The sequence below is a fragment of the Paenibacillus sp. J22FR83 genome, from assembly GCF_059691955.1.
Map to the genome: position 1 here is coordinate 136,756 of NZ_JCAUAM010000011.1, position 18,826 is coordinate 155,581.

Annotated in this window: 15 protein-coding genes; all 15 read right to left on the reverse strand. The window is 45.6% G+C overall.

Translation table 11 applies throughout. The annotated features are described in order from the left end of the window. Position 1: 1 nt before the first annotated feature. The 15 genes from ftsA to mraZ all read right to left on the reverse strand — a co-directional run bounded on the left by ftsA (position 2) and on the right by mraZ (position 18,767). On the reverse strand, positions 2 to 1,246 hold the full coding sequence (gene ftsA / locus AC58PV_RS20520) for a cell division protein FtsA (RefSeq protein ID WP_068670692.1): 1,245 nt from the start codon (positions 1,244 to 1,246) through the stop codon (positions 2 to 4). Between the two features lie 299 nt (positions 1,247 to 1,545). Continuing rightward, on the reverse strand, positions 1,546 to 2,370 hold the full coding sequence (locus tag AC58PV_RS20525; RefSeq protein ID WP_497434221.1) for a cell division protein FtsQ/DivIB: 825 nt from the start codon (positions 2,368 to 2,370) through the stop codon (positions 1,546 to 1,548). A 110-nt stretch (positions 2,371 to 2,480) separates the two neighbouring features. Continuing rightward, positions 2,481 to 3,749 (reverse strand): UDP-N-acetylglucosamine 1-carboxyvinyltransferase, encoded by a 1,269-nt coding sequence (gene murA / locus AC58PV_RS20530; protein ID WP_497434222.1) that lies wholly within the window; start codon positions 3,747 to 3,749, stop codon positions 2,481 to 2,483. A gap of 15 nt (positions 3,750 to 3,764) precedes the next feature. Continuing rightward, positions 3,765 to 4,670, reverse strand: a complete 906-nt coding sequence (gene murB, locus AC58PV_RS20535) for a UDP-N-acetylmuramate dehydrogenase (RefSeq protein WP_497434224.1) — start codon at positions 4,668 to 4,670, stop codon at positions 3,765 to 3,767. A 213-nt stretch (positions 4,671 to 4,883) separates the two neighbouring features. Continuing rightward, a complete protein-coding gene (gene murG / locus AC58PV_RS20540; protein ID WP_497434225.1) occupies positions 4,884 to 5,954 on the reverse strand; it encodes an undecaprenyldiphospho-muramoylpentapeptide beta-N-acetylglucosaminyltransferase in 1,071 nt (356 codons plus the stop codon). Between the two features lie 7 nt (positions 5,955 to 5,961). Then, complete coding sequence (spoVE, locus tag AC58PV_RS20545) at positions 5,962 to 7,059, reverse strand: stage V sporulation protein E (RefSeq protein ID WP_497434226.1); 1,098 nt, start codon at positions 7,057 to 7,059, stop codon at positions 5,962 to 5,964. A 56-nt stretch (positions 7,060 to 7,115) separates the two neighbouring features. Then, on the reverse strand, positions 7,116 to 8,510 hold the full coding sequence (gene murD, locus AC58PV_RS20550) for a UDP-N-acetylmuramoyl-L-alanine--D-glutamate ligase (RefSeq protein ID WP_497434228.1): 1,395 nt from the start codon (positions 8,508 to 8,510) through the stop codon (positions 7,116 to 7,118). Positions 8,511 to 8,513: 3 nt separating this feature from the next. Continuing rightward, positions 8,514 to 9,449 carry a phospho-N-acetylmuramoyl-pentapeptide-transferase gene (mraY, locus tag AC58PV_RS20555; RefSeq protein ID WP_497434433.1) on the reverse strand — a complete coding sequence of 312 codons (936 nt, stop codon included), beginning with the start codon at positions 9,447 to 9,449 and terminating at the stop codon, positions 8,514 to 8,516. Between the two features lie 84 nt (positions 9,450 to 9,533). Beyond that, complete coding sequence (locus AC58PV_RS20560) at positions 9,534 to 10,916, reverse strand: UDP-N-acetylmuramoyl-tripeptide--D-alanyl-D-alanine ligase (protein ID WP_497434229.1); 1,383 nt, start codon at positions 10,914 to 10,916, stop codon at positions 9,534 to 9,536. After that, the gene (locus tag AC58PV_RS20565) at positions 10,913 to 12,403 is read right to left on the reverse strand and encodes a UDP-N-acetylmuramoyl-L-alanyl-D-glutamate--2,6-diaminopimelate ligase (RefSeq protein ID WP_497434230.1); all 1,491 of its coding nucleotides are present in this window, start codon (positions 12,401 to 12,403) and stop codon (positions 10,913 to 10,915) included. The genes AC58PV_RS20560 and AC58PV_RS20565 overlap by 4 nt, the downstream gene beginning before the upstream one ends. 111 nt (positions 12,404 to 12,514) lie before the next feature. Further along, complete coding sequence (locus AC58PV_RS20570) at positions 12,515 to 14,443, reverse strand: stage V sporulation protein D (RefSeq protein WP_497434231.1); 1,929 nt, start codon at positions 14,441 to 14,443, stop codon at positions 12,515 to 12,517. 86 nt (positions 14,444 to 14,529) lie between these two features. Beyond that, complete coding sequence (locus AC58PV_RS20575) at positions 14,530 to 16,818, reverse strand: penicillin-binding transpeptidase domain-containing protein (RefSeq protein WP_497434233.1); 2,289 nt, start codon at positions 16,816 to 16,818, stop codon at positions 14,530 to 14,532. 15 nt (positions 16,819 to 16,833) lie between these two features. Next, on the reverse strand, positions 16,834 to 17,292 hold the full coding sequence (locus AC58PV_RS20580) for a septum formation initiator family protein (RefSeq protein ID WP_497434234.1): 459 nt from the start codon (positions 17,290 to 17,292) through the stop codon (positions 16,834 to 16,836). Positions 17,293 to 17,310: 18 nt separating this feature from the next. Further along, entirely contained in the window at positions 17,311 to 18,261 is a 951-nt protein-coding gene (gene rsmH / locus AC58PV_RS20585; protein ID WP_497434235.1) for a 16S rRNA (cytosine(1402)-N(4))-methyltransferase RsmH, read from the reverse strand. A gap of 68 nt (positions 18,262 to 18,329) precedes the next feature. Beyond that, a complete protein-coding gene (gene mraZ, locus AC58PV_RS20590) occupies positions 18,330 to 18,767 on the reverse strand; it encodes a division/cell wall cluster transcriptional repressor MraZ (protein WP_497434236.1) in 438 nt (145 codons plus the stop codon). Positions 18,768 to 18,826: the final 59 nt, after the last annotated feature.

Below are 18,826 nucleotides of genomic sequence, written 5' to 3' on the forward strand. Positions count from 1 at the left end.
ACTAAATGAATTCACTGAAGAAATTTTTAACTCGATCAACCCAACCTGGCTTTTGACTATCGGAGGATTTTTTGGTAGTCTTTGCAGCCACTTTTTTGGTGACACCTGAATTACGATTCTTCATGTATTTGGAGACGAATTGAATAATACCAACACCACTCGTGTAGGAAGGATCACGTACCCCGATGTAATCAGGTACTGCAATACGTACAGATGTAGCCAGTTCAGCTTGTGCAATCGCCAGAATACCTGGGATACACACAGTTCCACCCGTAAGTACATACCCACCTGCGAGATTTCCGAAACCTAAACGATGAACTTCCGCACGAATTAATTGGAAAATCTCTTCGACACGAGGCTCAACGATATTTGCAAGATCAACTTGAGAGAATTCTTTTTCAACATTGCTGCCCATTCTCGTCACTTTAAACACTTGATCAGGTGCGGAATCATCTACGGATGCACAGCCATATTTCAATTTAATCTTCTCAGCAATTTCCAGCTGCGTATGTAAGCCAATCGAAATATCATTGCTGATAAATTCTCCGCCAATCTGAATCGTTGACGTTGCAACTAAATTACCTTCGTCGAAAACGGCAATTGTTGTTGCACCAGCACCGATATCAACTAAAACGGTCCCTACTGCCTTCTCATCTTTGGAAAGTGCCAAATTACCAGAAGCAAGCGACATTAAAATAAGTCCTGCAACCTTCAATTCGGATTTTTCCACAACACGCATTAAATTATGTATGCCCGTTTTGGCTCCAGTAATAATCGTCGCTTCTACTTCCAAACGAACACCGATCATTCCGCGTGGATCATTAATGCCTTCTTGCCCATCAACCAAATATTGCTTAGGTACAACTCCAACTATTTCACGTTCGGGAGGTAATGCGATGACCCTTGCCGCTTGAATGACGCGATCAATATCTTCTTCTCCGATTTCTCGGTCATCATTGGAAACAGCAACAACGCCGTGACTTGATTGAAGAGAAATATGATTTCCTGAAATTCCAACGTAAACCTCGGAAATTTGTATACCGACCATTCGCTCAGCATGATCAATAGCACTTCTAATCGAATGTACAGTTTGATCAATGTCAACGATTGCGCCTTTACGAATACCCTCTGACTCGGCAGATCCCACTCCTATTATATTAATGGTTCCGTTAACAACTTCCCCAATAATAGCTCGAACTTTGGATGTACCGATGTCTAAACTAACAATGATATCATTGTTGCTCAAGCCCCTGGCACCTCCTGTAACTTAGGTAAAATTGCAAAATCTTCACAAATACTCCTATACGTATTCCACACAACCGCCATATTCCCTCTTTTTTCTACATTATTTTTGCATTTGAAAACCAACTTTAACTTCTCTTTTCACTGTTGTAAAATGCAAACAAATTCGTCTAGTAAATACAAGAAAAAATAGAGTATGCAGATAGAGCCTATTTAACCATAAAACTAATTTTAACATTTTTTTCAGAGATTGAGTAGTCTCTGCTACGATTTTTTGTAAACATCTCGGCACAATATCGGATGTTATGGCTTTGGTGTAGATTTCGGCGTAGATTTCGGTGTTGACTTAGGATCTGTTTTGGAATCTACTTTAGAATCTCCACTTGTTGCGAAAGGTGTATGGTATTCAACTTCAAGCATCGTGATGACGCCATTAGAGATGTGATCCTCCGCTAGTCCAGCAATGTACCCCGGCAAGTTATCAATTCTATCAGGCAGGTAAGCAATGGTTGTATGGACTTCAAATTGCGAGCGTGTGTAAATCTTAATTTTGTCAGGGTACGATTCCGATGGATCCGGCTTAATCTCTGATACGTCTGACAAGGCACTCTGCGGGATTTCTCCTAGCACTTTACACAGCGCCGCTTTATTCGGATCTGTATCCGTCCAACCGGTCAAGATGGGCATGTCGAGCGGAATACCGCTGCCAGCTGGGAGATCAATCACATTGCCATCTGCGAGCACAGCTTGCTTTTTACCGTTAGGATCTATCTGAAATGCTACTTTAGGAAACTCTTCAACTTGAATGTGGATGAGACCGGGAAACATTTTGGTCACGTCAGCACTCTTGATCATAGGCATCCCAGAGAGCCGCTGTTCAATCGTCTTAGAGGTCACTGCAAAAAAATGATCACCCACTGCAACTTGGGTAGCTTGTCCAATTGCGTCAGATGCTAATAGTACATTCCCCTCTACTTCAATCCGACTAATTCGACTAAGTGAAGACTGGAAAAACAATATAACGAGAACCGTTAGGAAAAAAATAATCAAAAAAGAGAGCAGCTTCCGATTCGTACGCGCACGCGGCTTAGGTACTGGCAACGTTGGTACTTTGTTATCTTCGGACAAGAGGGTGCACCACCTAATTATATTTATATCGATTCATTTGACCGATACCAATGAATATCGTGAATCCCCTCCTGCATGCAGGAAGGGATACGCGATTGTCACACAAACTATTACTCACTGGGAACCGGCGCTTGTCGACGCACAGAAGCCCCTAGTCTGACTAACATATGTTCGATCCTATCATACCCTCTATCGATATGATGAATTTGCTCAACGATCGTTGTGCCATGCGCAGCTAAACCGGCAATTACAAGAGCAGCACCAGCTCGTAAATCAGTCGCTTCAACTGTAGCACCATACAACCTCGGCACACCACGGATAAAGGCTGAATTCATATCTACGCGTATGTCTGCCCCCATCCGAGACAATTCATCCACGTGCTTAAATCTACCTTCAAATATCGTTTCTTTCATCACACTTAGTCCATCTGCTAGAGATAAAAGTACCATGACTTGTGATTGTAAATCCGTAGGGAAAGAAGGATGAGGCGACGTCACGATACGTTCAACTGCCTTGGGTCTTGCCTTGCAGCTTACATGTATTATATCACCGTCTGCGATGATTTGAACACCTGCACGCTTAAGCACATGGATAACCGATGTTAAATGAGCAGGGTTTACTCTTTCCAAAGTAATATTACCTTTGGTAGCCGCTGCAGCAACTAGGAAAGTTCCTGCAACAATACGATCTGGAATTATCCGGTACGTGCAAGGAGTTAAAGCAGTGACACCACGAATTGTGATTGTATCCGTTCCTGCTCCAATTATATCAGCGCCCATCGCATTCAGGAAGTTTTGCAAATCCTGTATCTCTGGCTCGCGTGCAGCGTTATAAATCGTTGTCGTACCTTCTGCTTTCACAGCAGCCATCATGATATTCTCTGTCGCCCCAACGCTTGGGAAGTCCAAGAAGATCTCATTCCCTTGCAAGGTTTCGGCAGAACAGACAATTCTATTAGAGAATTCTTCAATATCGGCTCCTAGAGCCTGTAAACCTTTGAGATGCAAGTCGATTTTACGTTCGCCGATTGCACAGCCACCAGGTTGATACACAGTGACACTGCCGAATCTAGCGAGAAGCGGACCCATGAGAAAGATGGAAGATCGCATCTGACCCATCAATTCTTCGGGGATGTGGGAGGAATGAACTGTGGATGTTGTAATGGTTACCGTATCTCCTTGCTGCTCGGCTCGACAACCAAGTGATCGTAGAATACGCAACATGGTGTCGATATCGAGCAGATTAGGAACATTGTGCAAAGTATGCGTACCACTCGCAAGTAAGCACGCAGCTAATATGGGTAATGCGGCGTTTTTAGCGCCGTGTATCTGGATGGCTCCCGTAAGAGGTCTTCCACCTTCGATAACGAGCTTCTCCAAAATTCCACCTCCGATTTACCTCTCACCCATTACCAGAACCTCAGGTACTAGCTTAATACCGTACGATTGCTCTACGATCAGCTGTACTTCGTTGATAAGAGTAAGAACGTCCTCGGCTGTAGCTTCTCCCGTGTTAACAATGAAATTGGCGTGAAGCATAGAGATCTCTGCTCCACCGACACGTTTGCCTTTCAGGCCTGCTTCTTCGATGAGCTTTGCTGCAAAGCCCCCTTCGGGGTTACGGAATACGCTTCCTGCGCAAGCTAATTGCAAAGGTTGCGTACGTAAACGCCGATCACGATAAGCAGCCATAGCCCCTGCGATTTCGTTGCGGTCTCCAACCTGTAATTCAAAGACAGCTTCTGTTACAATGCCAGGCAATGTGTGCAAAATAGAATGTCGATAAGCATATTGTAAATCTTCTGCCTGCATAACGACCAATTCCCCTGTATCCAGGATGACTTCAGCCTGCTTGAGTATGCGTGACACATCGGACCCGTGAGCCCCTGCATTCATGTAGACGGCGCCTCCCACAGTACCGGGGATTCCTGAAGCAAACTCCAGTCCGGTCAAACCTTCTTTGGCTGCGAGTACGGACAATTTAATGAACGAATAGGAACCTCCTGCGTAGACCATCGAACCTTCAAATCGGAGGGTATCTAGCGCATGACCTAACTTAATCACGACACCTCGAATTCCTTTATCTCCGACAAGCAAGTTAGAGCCCCTGCCAATTACTGTCCAAGGTACGCCGCGCTCATAAAGAAACTTGATGGCAGCAGCTACCTGCTCTTTGGAATGGGGAATAATCAAGCAATCAGCCGGACCGCCGATTTTCCAAGTGGTATATGGAGCTAATCGTTCATTCGTTCTTATCTCGCCAATATTGGATGCCTTTAAGTCGGCTATTAACTTCTGCATGGGAAAACCTCCTTCACAGAACGTAGGGCGAAATGTTGAGATGTAAGATTTGGATCATACAAGTTCTTCCATTTCATTCATAAGGATGGGAGCGAAGTCGGCCGTTCTTCGTTCCTTGTTCACTTTATGAAGCCTTAGGTGTCTGTCACGGTTATAGTGTAGTTTATGTAAAATCGGTTAGAGTGTGACAATCGCCTATACGGTTTAACAAAATCACAACGAATGGCTATGCGTTTCAATCAATTTAACGATAGCAGCTACAGCATCACTCTCATTACGTGATTGCATCGCTGCTTTATAGATCTCACGTTCCTTGTAAAGCGCTTCGACGTGATCGGCAAGCTTCTCAGCGGTTAAGTCTTCTTCCTGAATGACATCGGCATAACCGGCCTTCTGAAAGGACGCTGCATTCAGTATTTGATCACCTCGACTGGCTTGACGGGATAACGGAATTAACAGCATAGGTTTCTCTAAACCTAGAAACTCAAAGATCGACGTTGCACCTGCACGCGAAATAACGAGATTCGTCATCGCCATCACATCAGGCAACTCTTCGTTCAAGTATTCAAATTGCTTGTAACCACGGGTAGAAAGATGCTCTTCCGATATATTTCCTTTGCCACACAAATGCACGATCTGAAATTGCGGGAGTAATCGACTTAAGTTAGCCCGTACTGCTTGATTCAGTACCTGCGACCCCAAACTACCTCCCATGACTAAAATCACTGGTTTCTGCGTATGGAAATCACAAAGCTGAAGCGCATGTGTTGCTTTACCACTATTCATATGTTCACGGATCGGCAAGCCAGTAAGAACAGACTTACCACCCTTAATGTGCGGAAGGGATTCAGGAAATGTCACACAGACTTTCGTTGCAAAAGGAATGGAAATTTTATTCGCAAGTCCAGGCGTCATATCGGATTCATGGATAATAACTGGGATATTGTTCATACGACTTCCTAGAACAACTGGAACGGAAACGAACCCGCCTTTCGAAAAGACAATGGCGGGCTTCAAACGTTTAAGTAACCGATACGATTCATAAACACCTTTCATGACTTTGAATGGATCTTTTATATTTTTGAGATCAAAATATCGACGCAATTTCCCAGAAGAAATCGGGTAAAAGGGAACCCCTTCTCGATCAATAATCTCTTTTTCAATACCTGTAGCCGAGCCTATGTATTTAACATCCCAACCTAGCTGCTTCAGCTTGTGCATCAGCGCTAGATTAGGGGTAACATGGCCTGCGGAGCCACCTCCGGTAAATACAATTGTCTTCATTCCCCTGTCACCTCGAATAGCGGGATATATTAAGCAAGATGCCGACGGATGTCAGCATGAGTGTCAGCGACGACCCCCCTGCACTTATGAAAGGCAGCGTAATACCTGTTACCGGGAACATGCCAATAACTACGCCGATGTTAATAATAACTTGAACGGCGATCATGCCGATAATGCCTACTGCAATTAAGCTGGCAAATGTATCCGGTGCCGTAATCGCTGCACGCATTCCTCGCCATACTAGAATGGTAAAGAGCAGCAGAACCAACGTACCGCCAATAAAACCAAGCTCTTCAGCGATAATAGAAAAAATAAAATCGGTTTGCGGCTCAGGTAAATAACTATACTTTTGCCGACTCATCCCAAGTCCAAGTCCTACTAATCCGCCAGGTCCAATCGCATATAAGGATTGAATAGATTGATAACCAGCGCCCAGCGGGTCCTGCCAAGGATCGAGAAAGGCAGTTATTCGCTTAAGACGATAGGGTGCGGCAATAACGAGACCAATAAAACCCGCAACCCCTATCATACCTAGATAGGAAAGATGAAGCAATCTCGCACCAGCCGTAAATATAATGAGAAGAGAGGCACCAACAAGCACGACCCCAGTTCCTAAATCCGGCTGCAGCATAATTAGCCCGAATGCCAACCCCATAATACCTAGTGGCGGCAACAACCCTTTGGTTAGCAATGTTATCTTGGACTGATTTTCGGAAAGCATTTTGGAAAGAAACAGAATCATCCCTATTTTCATAAATTCAGAAGGTTGAATCCCGAAAGCACCGATACCCAGCCAACTTCTGGCACCGCCACGAATAACGCCGATACCAGGAATCAGTACAATAACCAACATACCAAAGCAAACAAACAAGGCTAACTTCGCAAATCGTTTCCAAACTAAATAATCAACGTTCATGGTAAAGAACATGGCAACAATGCCTAAAACTGCGAAAATCAGCTGCCTTTTTAAATAATAAAAAGAATCACCGAATTCACGAAATGCAAGTACACTACTTGCGCTGTAGACCATAATAACGCCGATTGTCAAAAGCAGCAAGGTCGGAATAATAATCCAAATGTCAGGAGCGGAGCGTGCTTTACCCATTACAGACACCTCTTTGTCAGTTGTGGGCCTCCCTATACAAGTTGGATAAGCCCTACTTAAAGGTTATGCACGGACTCCCTAAACATGCGTCCCCTGTCCTCAAAGGATGGAAACATATCCCAGCTTGCACATGCGGGTGAAAGAAGAACTACGTCTCCTCCCTCACTCATTTGCCAAGCAAGCTGAACGGCTTGTTCAACCGCGTCCGCAGCATCCTTAGCAGTATCGACGGTTTGTACCTTGCTAATCCCTGCCAATTCGGCAATATGCTTGATTTTTTCTTTCGTTTGCCCTAATGTGACAACCCCTTTGATCTGCTCGCGGAAGGTTGGCAGTAGTTCCATATAATCCGAACCGCGATCTAAACCGCCGGCAATCAGGATAACCGGTTGTTCGAAAACTTCAATCGACTTGATTGTAGCCGAGGAATTCGTTGCTTTCGAGTTATTATAAAAGGTTACACCTTCTAGCTCTCTCACGAGCTCGAGACGGTGTTCTACGCCCCGAAAGCTGCGTAATACTTGAGCAATCACGTCTAGGGATACACCAGCTGTAATGGCCGCTGCAGCGGCTGCCAGCGCATTCTCCACGTTAAAGCTGCCTGGTATGCCCATGTCCGAAGCTGGCATGATGGTTTGAATGGCACCCTGCCCGTTCGCATACACCAGACAGTTCGTCTCACCATCCAAATACACGCCATAATCAAGCTTAGTTTCCCTTGAGAAATGAAATTGTTTCGCCTTTAAATTAGGCATGAGTCGGCGGCATACGTCGTGATCCCAATTCAATATAGCGGTATCGTCTTCCGTTTGATTTGCAAAAATCTTAGCTTTCGAAGCGACATAATCGTCCATAGAGCCATGATAGTCCAAGTGTGTTTCGTAAATATTCAGCAGCAAGCCAATGTTTGGACGAAATGCTGTTGTCCCTTTTAATTGAAAAGAACTTAATTCAACAACCATCCAATTCTCAGCAGTCACCTCAGGTGCTGCTTCCGTTAAAGCACGGCCAATGTTTCCGGCTACCACAGGCTTCAAACCTGCCGAATCCAGCATTAACCCAATAAGCGTAGTTGTTGTCGTTTTCCCATTGGAGCCTGTAATCCCGATAATTGGTGCTTCACAAAATTGATAGGCGACCTCAACTTCGGTTACAACTTCAATTCCCAGCTGTTCTGCTCTTCGAATAGGATCTACCGAATAGGGAATTCCTGGGTTCTTAACAACTAGCGCAACCCCTTCATGTACAAGGGACTCCGGATGAAACCCACATACAACAGAAATACCCAGAGCCTCCAGTTCGTCGGCTTCAGGGCACGCGCTTCGTTCCTTTTTGTCATTGACAGTGACGAGAGCTCCTTTTTGATGAAAAAGCTTAGCTGCAGCGACACCGCTGCGAGCCAAGCCAAGTACGATCACTTCAAGTCCACGATAATCCCGCGGATGCTTCATGTTCTACAACACCTCATTCATATATAATCCGAGCAGAGCAAGTACGAGACCTACGACCCAGAAAGTAATAACAACTCGCCACTCAGACCATCCAACCAATTCAAAGTGATGGTGGATTGGACTCATTTTGAACACACGTTTCTTCCTTGTTTTGAAAGAAACAACTTGGATCACGACGGATAAAATTTCAACTAAGAATACTCCGCCAATAATAGCAAGAAGGAGTTCTGCTTTCGTTAGGATGGCCACGGCAACAAGTCCGCCTCCGATTCCCAATGAGCCCGTGTCACCCATGAAGACTTTGGCTGGATGCGCATTGAAGACGAGGAATCCAAGCACAGCGCCAACCATGGCTGCGGAGAAGATAGCTGCTTCTGGCTGCGTATTGTTCATGGCAATGATCGTGTAAGCACCAAATGCAATTGCACTTGTCCCCGCTAACAAGCCGTCCAAGCCATCTGTAAAGTTAACGGCATTCGAAGCGCCTAGCATCAAAATGGCCATTAACGGAAAGTACAACCAGCCTGCATTCAAATGATACGATACAAATGGCACATAAATATCTGTGCTGTGTCCTTGCATTACGAGTAAATAACAGACAATAGCTGAAATCAATAATTGACCAAAAAGTTTTTGTTTCGCTGTAAGCCCTAAGGAACGCTTGAAAATAATTTTGATATAGTCATCAAGAAAACCAACAAGTCCATAACCTAAGGAAGCTATTAATAAAATGAGTAAATCTGTATTTTTATCAGCAAAACGAAGTGTAGCCAAGGAAAGCGCGAGTAAAATAATGACGCCGCCCATCGTTGGTGTACCTTGCTTCTTGAGATGTCCTTGCGGGCCATCCTCACGAATCTGCTGTCCAAATTTCATCCTTCTCAAAATAGGTATGCATAATGGCCCCATGATTAGCGCAAGCACAAATGCCACACCCATTGTTAATAATACCGCGTTTTCCACGTTGGTTCCCCCTGCTCATTTCCGTCACTCGATTTCATGTATTGCAAACGAATTAGCTGATTAGGCTAATAAACTTTGGACAACCTGCTCAAGGCGCATCCCGCGCGAGCCCTTCACGAGCACGAGATCCTCGGCGCTTGCAAGCGCTGCGAGCTCCTCCGCGAGCTGCGCCTTGTCGTCGTAGGCGCGCACCTGCGCCTGCGGAAAAGCGTTAGTCGCTTCATCCGCGATGAAGCGGCCAAGACGCCCGAACGTGAAGACGTAGTCTACACGTTCCGGGGACAACATCGCGCCAATGCCGCGATGGAACTGCTCTTCGTGCTCGCCAAGCTCCAGCATGTCGCCGAGCACGAGGAACTTCCGACCGAAGCCGCTCAGCTGCTCGGTCAGGGCAATCGCCGCCCGCATCGAGGCGGGGGAGGCGTTGTACGCATCGTTAAGCACGGTCAGCCCAGAGGCTGCCGTGAGCTTCTCGATGCGCATGCTTGTCATCTGCAGCGCGCGAAGCCCCGCTGCAACTGCACTTGGCGTGACGCCGAAGGTCTCGCCGACGGCAATAGCCGCTAGCGTGTTCACGACGTTGTGTGTGCCAAGCAGAGGTATAAACAATTCCGCATATCCAGGGGAATTGATGGTGAAATAAGCACCATCCGCATCCATTCGGATAGCCGTTGGGTAACGATCGTTATCGTGGCCTTGGCCGAAACGAACGCGCTTGAAGCCTGTCGGCAGCGCCAGTTCACTTAATGCTTGCTCAATCAAAGGTTCATCCCCGTTATAGATGAGCAAGCTATTGGCAGGCATACCTGTCACGATTTCAGCCTTGGCACGAGCAATTTCATCTCTTGAACCAAGTTGAAGCATATGCGATTCACCGATCATGGTGATGATGGCAACTTCTGGCTCTGCGATTTCAGACAGCAAAGCAATTTCGCCGCGTCCACTCATGCCCATTTCTACGACGGCAAATTCCGTCGTTTCTTCAAGCAGCAGGAGCGTGAGCGGTAAACCAATATGGTTATTCAGGTTTCCCTTTGTTTTATGAACCTTGTAAGTGCTTCCTAGGACAGCTGCAACCAAGTCTTTGGTTGTTGTCTTCCCATTGCTCCCGGTTATACCGATAATGCGCACGGAGAGCGCTTGGCGGTAAGCTTTGGCCAACCCCTGAAGAGCTTCAAGTGTATTATCAACTTGAATACAAGGGATATCGCTTGGCGCCGGACCATGGTCGGCTTGCCAGAGAATAGCCGCAGCCCCTTTTTGATACGCATCTTGCGCATATTGATGACCATCAAAATTCTCTCCGATTAGCGGGATAAACAAACTGCCAGCCTGAATCGAACGCGTATCCGTAGACACTCCCTTAATCAAAATGTCACCATGAACACCCGACACCTCGCTGTGGAGCATCGTTGCTATTTGACCTAATGTACGCTGGATCACTGTGTTCTCCCCTTTATCGCAGCCTTAGCCACCAAACGATCGTCGAAATCATGCTTGACACCCATGATATCCTGATACGTTTCGTGGCCTTTTCCCGCTATCAATATTACATCTTTAGGGCCTGCCCCTTCAATAGCCTTTTGTATCGCTTTTTTACGATCAGCCAACAAAATATACTGATTTGCAGGGTAATTAACTTCTTTGAGCCCTGGCTCAATATCTGCCAATATCCCGTCTGGATCTTCCGTTCGCGGATTATCCGACGTCACATAAAGAAGATCACTATAATGGGCTGCTACTTTCCCCATGAGAGGACGCTTCGTTTTATCACGATCCCCACCACAGCCAAATACGGTAATAATCTTACCTTCAGCAAATTCACTTACCGTAGAAAGAGCATTCTCCAAACCATCAGGCGTATGCGCATAGTCAACCAAGACCAGATAATCCTGGCCCTCGTTAACAACTTCCATTCTGCCTTCTACGACTGCGATACGCTCTACGCTCGCACGGATTGCCTCCAGTGGAATGCCTTCAGCCAAGGCCGCAGCGATCGCCCCAAGCACATTGTACACATTGAATTTCCCTACCAACTGCATGTGAATAGAAGTTTCTCCTGCAAAAGAATGCAACTGAAACTCAGTTCCTTGGGACGTCATCCGAATGTCGGAAGCACGCACATCACAATCGTTCTCAATCCCATACGTAATCACTTGGGCAGCTGTTAAGCGATGAAACGTCTCTGAAGCTTCATCATCCGCATTCAGGATCGCATATTGACGAGCACTCGGATCCGCCGAGAAACCATTCCCAAGTCGTGAGAACAGCAGCCCTTTCGCTGCCGCATAGCCCTCCATTGTTTTGTGATAGTCCAAATGATCCTGTGTCAGATTCGTAAATATCCCTGACCGGAACTGTATCCCTTTCACTCGACCCATAGCAAGACCATGAGAAGAGACTTCCATGATACAATAATCTGTCCCGGCGTCAGCCATTTTCCTTAGAATACGTTGCAGTTCCAAAGCTTCTTGTGTATTCGTCGCTTTATTTTCTATGTAGTCATCGCCAATTTTGATATGAATATTACCCATTAAGCCTGTCACATTGCCTTGATCTGCCATGATTTTCTCTAAAATATACGTAGATGTCGTTTTACCATTCGTCCCCGTAATGCCGATAATCTTAAGTTCTTTACTTGGGTATCCGAAAAAATGCGCAGAAAGAGCAGCCATCGCATATCTCGCATCCTTCACAACTAGTTGAGGGACAGGTACGTCCAGCACTCTCTCTGTTACAAGCGCAGAAGCCCCGAGCGCAATCGCTTTGGGGGCATAGTCATGACCATCAGCTGTCAGCCCAGGGATGCACAGAAACAAATCCCCTTGTTTTACTTTACGAGAGTCTGCCTCAATTCCCGTGATCTCCGTGTCTTTATCGCCATGTATATGGGTAATGAGCAGTGCGGAAGCAAGCTCCTGCAGTTTCATAAGCAACCCTCTCTTCCTAGATTTATCTATCTATTATGGACAATTTTATGCGAGTAGAAAAGCTAAACATGTCTTATTCGTGAATCTTTTTTTGAGACATGTGTAAAATCGCTATTTCTCTGGATCCACATTAGATAAGAAAATTCGAATCGTTGAACCCTGATCCACACGTGAACCTGCTTTAGGCGCTTGCGAGATAACATATTTCCCATTTCCTGATTTGGCGAGCTTAAAATTCATATTCAGGTCTTCTAATATATCATCAACTGACGCTCCAACCAAGTCCGGAACTTCAACGACTGGAATTTCACCATAACGATATTCTTTATCAAGCTGATTTTTGTCCGGTTCAACCTTCATGTAACGCAGCGCATCCGCCATGATATCTCTGACCAATGGAGCTGCAATCAAGCCACCGAATTGAATGCCTTTCGGATCATCCACAGCTGCATACACAACAATCTTCGGATTATCCGCTGGCGCAAAACCAATGAATGATACGATATGCTCATCAGGTGAATAACGTCCATTGATAACCTTCTGGGCTGTTCCTGTTTTCCCGCCTACACGGTAGCCATCAATAAAGGCATTCCGCCCTGTCCCCTTCGCTACAACGCTCTCAAGCGCCTCACGCACTTGTCTGGACGTATCTTCCGAGATGACATTACGCACGAGTTCAGGCTCGACCACATCGACAACTTCACCCGTATCTGGATTGGAGAACGACTTCGCCACATAGGGCTTAAACAACTTGCCGCCATTAATGGCTGCGGACACCGCTGTAATTTGTTGGATTGGCGTAACCGAAACCCCTTGTCCGAATGCGGTTGTTGCCAATTCCACAGGCCCTACTTGCGATGGTTTGAACATAATCCCATTCTCTTCACCGCCAAGGTCAATTCCCGTCTTCTTACCAAAACCAAATCGGGAAATATAATCAAATAATTTCTCTTTCCCCAACCGCTGTCCCATCACGACAAACCCTGGGTTACAAGAGTTCTGAACAACTTGCAACATCGTTTCGCTGCCATGTCCACCACGCTTCCAACAACGCAACCGAGCACCGCCAACTTCAATGGCACCTGGATCAAAGAACTGTTCATTCTTGAGATCAACTTTCTTCTCTTCCAGCGCTGCAGCAAGCGTAATAATCTTGAAAGTAGAACCAGGCTCATACGTTTTCCAAATCGGTAAATTTCGATTATACGTCTCCGCCGGCGACTCCGTATAATTGCCTGGATCATAGGTTGGGCGGCTGCCCATCGATAAGATCTCTCCGGTATTCGGATCCATCATGATCGCAATGACATTCTGCGCTTGATATTGTACCATCGCTTGATCAAGCGAACGTTCCATCACCGACTGCAAATGGCTATCGATGGTCAATTTCACGTTGAGCCCATCTTTGGGTGGCGTGTACGTATCCGTTGTGCCAGCTAATTTCCGGCCAGCTGCGTCCGTCATATAGGCAATATTGCCTGCCAAACCAGTCAACTGTGAATTATACTTCGATTCGATTCCCGTCAACCCTTTATCAATTCCCGCAAATCCAAGGATATGTGCCGCTAATGACCCATAGGGATAATAACGTTTATTATCTTCGGCTACGACGATACCTGGCAATTCTAGTTTTCTGACCTCTTGTGCCTTCTCAATCGAAATCTTACGGCCAGAGGGTCTTATATTGTTTTGCGACGTTTTTTTGGTAATTTGTTTGTAAATATCTTCTTCGTTGCCTTCTAGCACTTCTGCAAGCTTAGCAGCCGTGGCACGGGCATCTTGAATCTGCACGGGAATGGCGATAATCGTCGGCGTGCTCATACTATAAGTCAAAGTCAACCCGTTGCGATCTTGAATTTCACCCCGCTTCGGGGCAAATGCGATTTCTCTTCGCCAACTGTCCTCAGCCTTCTTCGCTAGATCTTGTCCAATTACAAGCTGGACATAAGCTAAGCGGATGATAAGTGCAGTAAAGATGACAGTTCCAATAATTAACGCCGTAAACAATCTCCGACGAACGGTAACGTTAGAAGCCCGCATGAACGTTCAGTCTCCCTTCCCACTATTGTCATGTTCATTCCTAACATGACTATTCGGGACAAACAGGGGTTAGAACAAGCTGTTCATTAACGTTGCTTACTTGCTGTCGTACGTTGTGTTTCCGTTTTGACACTCGGCGTTGCTGACGGTGTCGGTGTACTTCCAGGTGTTGCAACAGGGCTCGAACCGCTTGTTGTGTCTGCGTTATTACCTAGTGGTTTAAGTTGCAGCGTGACGCCACGCCCTTCTCCGTCAGCGGATTGTTCCGACACGTAGCCTTCTCCTGAAGTTTGACAGTCAATTTTGAAAAAGGAACACGTTTCAACCGCATCTCGAAGCGATCTGCCTACTAGATTCGGAAGCGGCATCTCCTCAACAGGCTGCATGGCAACATAAATATGCTGCGTTGATAAAATCTGTGTCCCCGCCTTCGGGAACTGATCGACCACTTTCTCACCTTTTCCAAACACTTCGAGCGATAGGCCAATATCTTTGGCAGTGTCTTTCGCACTTGTCGAAGTAACATCCATCATATTAGGTACATTAAGGCGATTCGCTTCTTTGGTGATCGTTTTCGGCTTCTTACTGGAGGCAACGCCCATATATTGCAAAGACTCACCAACAATTTCTTTAAATGCTGGCGCTAGCACTTGTCCGCCCAAATGATAGTTTCCGCCTAGATCAGGCTGATCAGCGATCAAGGTGATTAGAATCCGTGGATCCTCAACGGGCGCATAGCCAATAAAAGAGATAACCCACGTATCGGAAGAGTACGTTTTTTCACCAGGAAGTACGATATTGGCTGTCCCCGTCTTGGCAGCAATGCGATAATCTTCCATGTAAGCAAGCTTACCAGTCCCTACTTCTTGGTCAGATACGACTTGTTCCAAATACCCGCTCACTTGCGTTGCCGTTTGCGGACTCACAACTTGTCTAATTACTTGTGGTTCATACGCCGTGATAACTTTGCCTGTTTTGGGATCAAGAATGTCTTTCACAATGTGCGGCCACATCAATTTCCCACCATTTGCAATCGCTGCATACGCTGCGGTTTGTTGGATAGCCGTTACAACGACTTTCCCTTGCCCGTAGGTTGCTGTTGCATACTCAGAGGGATATTTCATATCAATAAGCCCTTTAACTTCACCTGGCATATCAATATTCGTTTTTTGATCAAATCCGAACTTATTAATATAATCACGCAGTTTATTCTGCGTTAGTTTCTCTATGCCTAGCTTCACAAAAGCAACGTTACTTGACCTCTTCAATCCTTCTAAGAAAGTAATTTTCCCCCAACCAACGAGATTGTGGTCATGGAGTATACGGTCTGAGACTTTAATCGCCCCGGATTGATAGGTTTCTGCGGGATTAAACAGTCCCTCTTCCACAGCTCCCGCAAGGGTAACTAGTTTAAACGTAGACCCAGGTTCATACCGAGAAGCGACGGCGCCATTTCTAAAATCTTTCTGTGGATCGTAATTCCAGTACGTATTCGGATTAAAACTCGGTGTATTTGCCATACCAAGAATTTCCATAGTCTTCGGATCAACAGCAATGGCTGTCAGGCTTTTCGGGTGCCATTTGTCATTTACTTTGGCTAACGCGCTCTCTAGATAAAACTGTATGTTTTTGTCGATTGTCAGTCTGACATTTTTTCCATCTTCCGCAGGTTTAAAGTTGACTTTGGCATCGGGAAGTTCCACCCCTTTACCATCCTTTTCATAGCTTAGCATACCGGGAACGCCTTGCAGCGTATCGTTGAGTTTAAGCTCCATCCCAAGTGCGGCTTCGCCTTCTTTATTCGTATACCCCAGAATATGGGAAGCCAAAGTTTCACCAGGATAGTATCTCCTTTCATCTTCCAAAATCGAGATACCCACACTTTTCTTGGTGCCCAGTTTCGTTTGCAAATTGGTAATGAGCGCGCGAACTTGATCCGCTTTCTCTTTCTCAATCTTCCAGCCTTCATTTCTCACTTCGACGTTCGCAGCGAAATCCGTTCCGTCCAAATTCCTTTTTGTCGAAAACTTGCGGATTTTATCAACTAGCTCTGCACGGGATGCTTCAGATTCTTTCAAAATGTCAGCCAGCCCCTGCGTCACATCCTCAGCAATGTGCAACGCATCAATCACTTTCGGATTCAGTGCAATCGTATAAGCGGTTGCTTCTACAGCAAGCACCTTATCGTTGCGATCCAAAATTGAACCGCGTACAGGGGCCAGTACTTTATCTGTTTCCCATCGCTTCTCTGCTTTCTCTAGCAACCAAGAAGCATCTACTACTTGAATCCAATAGACTTTAACCATGAGGACAACAAAAAGAAGGGTAAAAAACCCTCCAAGTAGCAAAGAACGTAACTTAATTTTTTTTGTCATATGAGTACCTGCCTGTTACGGTTTAGAAGCTGTTTTCGTATTTTTCCCACTCGTTGTTGCAGTAGTAGTACTAGATTTCGTCTTCGTAGATGAAGATGATTGAGCGACAACATTACCTTGCTTCGTATCTTGTAAATTAAACCCGAGGCGTACTGCCTCCTCTTTTAAACGATCAGGACTTTGCAACTTCTCTACTTCTTGTTTGAGCGCACTGTTCTGCGCTTGAATTTCACGGATTTCACCTTGCATTTTCAAAATATTCGCATTCATCTGATAGATCGCAGCAAACCGCCAAATGATTACACCTGCAACAATAACACAGAGTACGACTGTGAATAAATAGAGCATTTTCTCTTGCGCTGGCAATGAGGAGTTGCGATAAACAACCTTCGTTGTTTCTTTTATCTTCACACGTTGCCCAGAATTCGGTTTCCGTTTCGGATCAAGTGCCAAATTGCCTTGAATATATGACATCGCTTATTCCTCCCTTGGTCAAAGCTTTTCTGCTATTCTTAATTTCGCCGATCTGGCTCTTTGATTGACTTCTAATTCATGTTCACTAGGTAGAATCGGTTTCCGTGTAACGAGCTTCAAATCCCCAAGCTTCTCACATACACACATTGGAAAAGCAGGCGGGCACGTACATTTTTCCACATTTTTCACAAAAAATTGTTTGCAAATGCGATCCTCTAAGGAGTGAAATGTAATGACTGCAATGCGTCCTTGAGGCGCCAAACAATCAAGTGATTGTTGCAGCGCTTCTTCAAATGCGCCCAGCTCGTCATTCACAGCGATTCGTAACGCTTGGAAGCTTCGTTTGGCCGGGTGCCCCCCTGTCCGTCTTGCGGCAGCTGGAATCCCTTCTTTGATCAATTCCACGAGTTCTCCCGTTGTTTCAATCGGCTTCTTCTCTCTTGCTTCTACAATGACACCAGCAATTCGTCTCGAGAACTTTTCTTCCCCATATTCGAATAACACTTTAGCAATTTTGTCAGCTGGCCATTCATTAACGATCGTTTTGGCCGTCAGTTCTGTATCCCGATCCATTCTCATATCAAGTTCAGCATCATGGTTGTAACTGAATCCGCGATCACCATCATCCAACTGTGGAGATGATACACCTAAATCGAACAGAATGCCATCAACCTGGGGCCTGCCATCCTTCATTGCTTTGGGCACACCGCGAAGTACATGTTCGATTTCTCTAAAGTTGCTTTTGATGATCGCTACGCGGTCTAGATAAGGAGCAAGCACCGTCTGCGCATTAGCTAAAGCAATATCGTCTTGATCAAGGGCAATGAGCAGCCCCTCTGGTCCTAGTTTGGATGCGATTAACGAGCTATGCCCCGCGCCTCCCATCGTACAATCCACGTACACACCATCTGGTTTTATATGTAAACCTTCTACAGATTCTTCTTTAAGTACAGTCACATGATGAAACACTAGTTGTCCTCCTAAAAGTTTCGCCTTGGCAAAACTGACTTCGTAAGCCTATTCTTTACTCAAAATTTCTATAGATCAAAATTAAAATCGACCAGCTTCTCTGCTATTTCATTAAATGATTGTTCAGACTCATTGGCATAGCTTTCCCAAACTTGCTTACTCCAAATCTCCACACGATTAGAAACTCCGATGACAACACAATCTTTCTCTAACTTGGCATGGTCGATAAGATTGCTCGGAATGTTGGCTCTGCCTTGCTTATCAAGCTCACATTCTGTGGCACCAGAGAAGAAAAACCGGGTAAATGCACGTGCATCTGACTTCATTAATGGCAATGCTTTCAGCTTCTGTTCGAGAATTAACCATTCGGATTGCGGATATACAAATAAGCACTGATCAAGACCACGTGTGATGACAAAAGCTTCGCCAAGGGCTTCACGGAATTTAGCCGGTACGATCATTCGGCCTTTCTCATCAATGCTATGTTGATATTCTCCCATAAACATAGCATCAAGCCCCCCTTTCCCTCCACTTTGTACCACTTTTCACCACATTTGAATCATAA

Excerpts from the sequence above, each read along its gene's own strand:
- murB (WP_497434224.1), bottom strand. The coding sequence starts at position 4,670 with ATGCAGAAGTTAATAGCCGACTTAAAGGCATCCAATATTGGCGAGATA.
- murG (WP_497434225.1), bottom strand. The coding sequence starts at position 5,954 with ATGAAGACAATTGTATTTACCGGAGGTGGCTCCGCAGGCCATGTTACC.
- spoVE (WP_497434226.1), bottom strand. The coding sequence starts at position 7,059 with ATGGGTAAAGCACGCTCCGCTCCTGACATTTGGATTATTATTCCGACC.
- murD (WP_497434228.1), bottom strand. The coding sequence starts at position 8,510 with ATGAAGCATCCGCGGGATTATCGTGGACTTGAAGTGATCGTACTTGGC.
- mraY (WP_497434433.1), bottom strand. The coding sequence starts at position 9,449 with ATGGGTGTGGCATTTGTGCTTGCGCTAATCATGGGGCCATTATGCATA.
- AC58PV_RS20565 (WP_497434230.1), bottom strand. The coding sequence starts at position 12,403 with ATGAAACTGCAGGAGCTTGCTTCCGCACTGCTCATTACCCATATACAT.
- AC58PV_RS20570 (WP_497434231.1), bottom strand. The coding sequence starts at position 14,443 with ATGCGGGCTTCTAACGTTACCGTTCGTCGGAGATTGTTTACGGCGTTA.
- AC58PV_RS20575 (WP_497434233.1), bottom strand. The coding sequence starts at position 16,818 with ATGACAAAAAAAATTAAGTTACGTTCTTTGCTACTTGGAGGGTTTTTT.
- AC58PV_RS20580 (WP_497434234.1), bottom strand. The coding sequence starts at position 17,292 with ATGTCATATATTCAAGGCAATTTGGCACTTGATCCGAAACGGAAACCG.
- mraZ (WP_497434236.1), bottom strand. The coding sequence starts at position 18,767 with ATGTTTATGGGAGAATATCAACATAGCATTGATGAGAAAGGCCGAATG.